4 protein-coding genes are annotated in these 4682 nt (G+C 62.0%); 2 read left to right on the forward strand and 2 right to left on the reverse strand.

What is annotated here, in order from left to right; all coding sequences use genetic code 11:
* Window positions 1–32 precede the first annotated feature (32 nt).
* Both ACTHL0_RS20285 and ACTHL0_RS20290 read left to right on the forward strand, forming a co-directional pair.
* Entirely contained in the window at window positions 33–749 is a 717-nt protein-coding gene (locus ACTHL0_RS20285) for an ABC transporter ATP-binding protein (RefSeq protein WP_440568675.1), read from the forward strand.
* 141 nt (window positions 750–890) lie between these two features.
* Window positions 891–2030 carry a branched-chain amino acid ABC transporter substrate-binding protein gene (locus tag ACTHL0_RS20290; RefSeq protein ID WP_440568677.1) on the forward strand — a complete coding sequence of 380 codons (1140 nt, stop codon included), beginning with the start codon at window positions 891–893 and terminating at the stop codon, window positions 2028–2030.
* Between the two features lie 143 nt (window positions 2031–2173).
* Here ACTHL0_RS20290 and ACTHL0_RS20295 read toward each other — a convergent pair whose 3' ends face one another.
* Window positions 2174–3607 carry an acetylornithine transaminase gene (locus ACTHL0_RS20295; RefSeq protein ID WP_440568678.1) on the reverse strand — a complete coding sequence of 478 codons (1434 nt, stop codon included), beginning with the start codon at window positions 3605–3607 and terminating at the stop codon, window positions 2174–2176.
* A gap of 38 nt (window positions 3608–3645) precedes the next feature.
* Window positions 3646–4677 carry a CDP-6-deoxy-delta-3,4-glucoseen reductase gene (locus ACTHL0_RS20300; RefSeq protein WP_440568679.1) on the reverse strand — a complete coding sequence of 344 codons (1032 nt, stop codon included), beginning with the start codon at window positions 4675–4677 and terminating at the stop codon, window positions 3646–3648.
* Window positions 4678–4682: the final 5 nt, after the last annotated feature.

Consider the following 4682-nt stretch of genomic DNA (forward strand, 5'->3'; position numbering starts at 1 on the left):
ATTGAGGCATATCTGGGCGCGGGGGTCCACTGATGGCTACGGCAATGTTGAAAATCAAGGGCCTGCAGGTCAATTACGGCGGCATCCAGGCAGTGAAGGGCGTCGACATGGAAGTCGCGCAGGGCGAACTGGTCACGCTGATCGGTGCGAACGGCGCAGGCAAGACCACGACGATGAAGGCCATCACGGGCTTGAAGCCCTACTCGGCGGGCGACATCGAGTACATGGGCGAGTCGATCAAGGGCGTGCCGGCGCACGAGCTGCTCAAGCGCGGCCTGGCGATGGTGCCGGAAGGCCGCGGCATTTTTGCGCGCATGTCGATTCTCGAAAACATGCAGATGGGCGCTTATCTGCGTAACGACGCCGACGGTATTCAGAAGGATGTCGATCGCATGTTCGGCTATTTCCCGCGTCTGAAAGAGCGGGCGAAGCAGCTGGCCGGCACGCTCTCGGGCGGCGAACAGCAGATGCTGGCGATGGCACGGGCGATCATCAGCCGTCCGAAGCTGTTGCTGCTGGACGAGCCGTCGATGGGCCTGTCGCCGATCATGGTCGAGAAGATCTTCGAAGTTGTGCGCGACATCTCGAAGGAAGGCCTCACCGTGCTGCTCGTGGAGCAGAACGCACGTCTCGCGTTGCAGGCGGCGAACCGTGGCTACGTGATGGATTCTGGCATGGTCACGATGTCGGGCGATGCGAAGCAAATGCTCGACGATCCGAAGGTGCGGGCTGCGTATCTCGGCGAGTAACCGCGAGTAATCGCGAGTAATCGCGAGTAGCGAGCAATAATCCTCTCAAGCGCCCGTGCTACCCGCACGGGCGCTGTCAATGGGCCGACACGGCCCACAAGTAGTGTCTCGAAACCCGGTCTACCAAAAGGGATTACAACAGTGATTAAGTCGCTTCTCACCGGCTGTGCCGCAGCAGCCGCGCTCTCGTTTGCACTTTGCAATGCCGCACAGGCCGACACGATCGTCAAGATCGGCCACGTCGCGCCGCTGACGGGCGGTTTGGCTCACCAAGGCAAGGACAATGAAAACGGCGCTCGCCTCGCGATCGAAGAGATCAACGCGAAGGGCCTCGTCATCGGCGGCCAAAAGGTAACGCTCCAACTCGACCCGCAAGACGACGCTGGCGATCCGCGTCAAGCGACGCAAGTCGCGCAAAAGCTCGTCGACGATAAGGCCGTCGCTGTCGTCGGGCACGAAACGTCGGGCACGTCGATCCCCGCATCGAAGATCTACAGCGATGCCGGCATCGTGCAGGTTTCGCCGTCGGCCACGAATCCGAAGTACACCGAACAAGGCTTCAAGACGACGTACCGTGTCGTTGCGACCGACGCGCAGCAAGGTCCCGCGCTCGCGAACTACGCGGCGAAGGAAATGAAAGTGAAGAAGGTGGCGATCGTCGACGATTCCACCGCCTACGGTCAGGGCTTGGCGCAGCAATTCGAAGTGGCGGCGAAGGCGGCTGGCCTGACCGTCGTTTCGCACGACGCGACGAACGACAAGGCTGTCGACTTCCGCGCGATCCTGACGAAGATCAAGGGCGAGAATCCCGACGCCATCATGATCGGCGCGATGGATGCCACGGGCGGTCCGTTCGCCAAGCAAGCCAAGCAATTGGGCCTGCGCGCGAAGATCCTCGCGGGCGACGGCGTGTGCACGGCGAACATCGCCGATCTGGCCGGCAACGCGGCGGACAACATCGTCTGCTCGCAAGCGGGCGTGGGCCTCGATCAGATGGCAGGCGGTTCTGCCTTCGCAGCGAAGTACAAGAAGCGCTACGGCCAGGACGTCGTGCTGTATTCGCCGTACACGTACGATGCCGTCTACATCATTGTCGATGCGATGAAGCGTGCGAACTCCGTGGATTCGGCGAAGATTCTGGCCGCCATGCCGACGACCGACTACAAGGGCGTGATCGGCGAGACGACGTTCGATGCGAAGGGCGACCTGAAGCACGGCATCATTTCGATGTACGGCTACAAGGAAGGCAAGCGCACGTTCATCAACAAGGTTTCGATGTAAGCGTTCTTGCTGTTCTTCCCGGCCTGGATCTCACATCGAGGTCCAGGCCGCAGCAAAAAGCCGCATGCGTGACGAACGCATGCGGCTTTTTTGTTCGATGTCCGAGCGGGGCGGTGGCCCGCTCGGCGCTGGGTCCCGAGCGATTACAGCGAATCGAGCACGGTCCGCAGCATCGCCATCATTTGATCGATCTCGTCCTCGGTCACGTTCAAAGCCGGCATGAAACGCAGCAGGTTCGGCCGAGCAGCGTTCAGCAGCAGGCCGGTGGGCTGCATGTCGCGCGCCTTTTCGACGATCTGCGGCCCAATGTCCTTACCGAGCAACAACGCGCGCAGCAAGCCTTCGCCGCGCTCGCCTTCGAAACCGCGCTCGGCCGATAATTCGAGCAACTTCGCCCGCAAGTACTCGCCGCGCGAGCGCACGCCTTCGAGGAAGCCCGGCGCGACCAATGTTTTGATGACGGCATAGCCCACCGCCGTCATCAAGGGGTTGCCGTTGTACGTGCCGCCTTGATCGCCGGCTTCGAACACCGCGACCTCCGCCTTCGAGAGCAGCGCCGCCAACGGCACGCCGCCGCCGATACCCTTGCCGAGCGTCATGATGTCGGGCTCGATGCCGGAGAGCTCGTAGGCGAAGAGCGTGCCGGCGCGGCCACAACCGCTTTGCACTTCGTCGACGATGAGCAGCAACCCGTGGCGTTTCGTCAGCTCACGCAGTTCCCGCATGAACTCGCGCGTGGCCGGAATGACGCCGCCTTCGCCTTGAATCGGCTCGAGCATGACGGCGACGGTTTTCTCGCTAATGAGCTTCTCGACAGACGCGATGTCGTTCAGCTCGGCCTTCGGAAAGCCCGATACTTGCGGCGCGTACATCGTGTCCCAGCCCGGTTTGCCACTGGCCGACATCGTCGCGATCGTCCGGCCGTGAAAGCCGTGATCGAACGTGATGATCTCGTACGCGCCGTTCTTGAACTTCTTGCCCCACTTGCGCGCGAGCTTGATCGCGCCTTCGTTGGCCTCCGCGCCGCTGTTGGCGAAGAAGACCTTATCGAAGACGCTGTGCTCGGTCAGCAGCGTGGCAAGGTTCGCCATCTGCTCGTTGTAGAAGGCCGGCGACGGGTTGATGAGGTTGCGCGCCTGCGTGTCGAGCGCTTCGATCATTGCGGGATGGCAGTGCCCGAGGCAATTGACCGCCCAGCCTTGGATGAAATCGAGGTAGCGCTTGCCTTCGCTGTCGAATAGCCAGGAGCCCGAGCCTCGCGTGAAGACGATGTCCGGCCGGGTGGTGATGTACATCAGCGACTGCGTCGGGTTCTGCGTCGATTGCATGGCACGGCTCCGCGATAAATGAGTGAAGGTGAAAGAGGAAGGGGGAAATGAAAAAAGCCACGGAACTCCGTGGCTTTCGCGGTTTGACCGGTTTCGCACCCCTCGCTTTGCTGCTGATTGCTGGCGAGGCGCACGTCCGCTAGCTACGAGCCGACGGCTTCCCTTGGCGGGAGCGAGCGGCGACGTCGGAGCGTGGACAGGTAGCAGGTCATGGGCGCAAGAATACGACAGCGCGCGTGACGATGCAATCGCTGCGGCGCATCATCGGTCGCATTTTTTCGTCATCGTTACACGGCGTTGACGAGATCGGCCTCGCTCGTAAACGAATCGGCGTAGAACTCCTCGGCCGGCAATTGATGGTGAGCGGTGAAATCGCGCTGGGCCGATTCGACCATGACCGGTGCGCCGCACGCATAGACCTGATGGCCCGACAGATCGGGCAGATCCTCGATCACGGCACGATGCACGAAGCCGGTACGGCCCGTCCACGCGTCGCTCGGCTCCGGCTCGGACAGCACGGGGACGAACTTGAAATTCGGATGATCCGCCGCCCAGCTTTGCGCCAGTTCGAGCATATACAGATCTTTCTTGCGGCGCGCCCCCCAGTACAGCGTGATCGGCCGCTCGATGTTCTTGAAGAACGCGTGTTCGGCGATCGCCTTGATCGGGGCGAAGCCCGTGCCCGAGGCGAGCAGGACGATCGGCTTGTCCGAATCTTCGCGCAGGAAGAACGTACCGAGCGGGCCCTCGAAGCGCAGGATTTCGCGCTCTTTCATCGTATTGAAGACGTGATCGGTAAAGAGGCCGCCCGACATGTGCCGGATGTGCAGTTCGATCGGGCCTTCCTCGTGCGGCGCGCTCGCCATCGAGTAGCTGCGGCGCTTGCCGTCTTTCAGAATGAATTCGACGTATTGGCCCGCCAGATATTGGAGCCGCTCGTTGGCGGGCAATTGCAGCTTGAGGACCATGACGTCGTCCGCGCGGCGCTCCAGCGCGTTCACACGGCAAGGCAGCTTCTTGACCTGGACGTCGCCGACGCCCGCGATTTCGCGCACGTCGATGACGAGATCCGATTGCGCGGTCGCACAGCAAAAGAGCGCCATGCCGCGCGTTTTTTCGTCGTTGGAGAGGGCAGACGACGAATGCGAGCGCTGTTCGATCTGGCCCGACACGACGGCGCCCTTGCACGAGCCGCATGCGCCGTTCTTGCAACCGTACGGGACGCCGATACCCTGGCGCAGCGCGGCGACGAGCACGGGTTCGTCGGGTTCTACTTGAAACTGCCGGCCGCTTTGCCGGAGGGTCACGTTATATGCCATAGCTC

This window comes from Trinickia sp. (assembly GCF_051961175.1).
GTDB lineage: Bacteria > Pseudomonadota > Gammaproteobacteria > Burkholderiales > Burkholderiaceae > Trinickia.

Excerpts from the sequence above, each read along its gene's own strand:
- ACTHL0_RS20285 (WP_440568675.1), top strand. The coding sequence starts at position 33 with ATGGCTACGGCAATGTTGAAAATCAAGGGCCTGCAGGTCAATTACGGC.
- ACTHL0_RS20300 (WP_440568679.1), bottom strand. The coding sequence starts at position 4,677 with ATGGCATATAACGTGACCCTCCGGCAAAGCGGCCGGCAGTTTCAAGTA.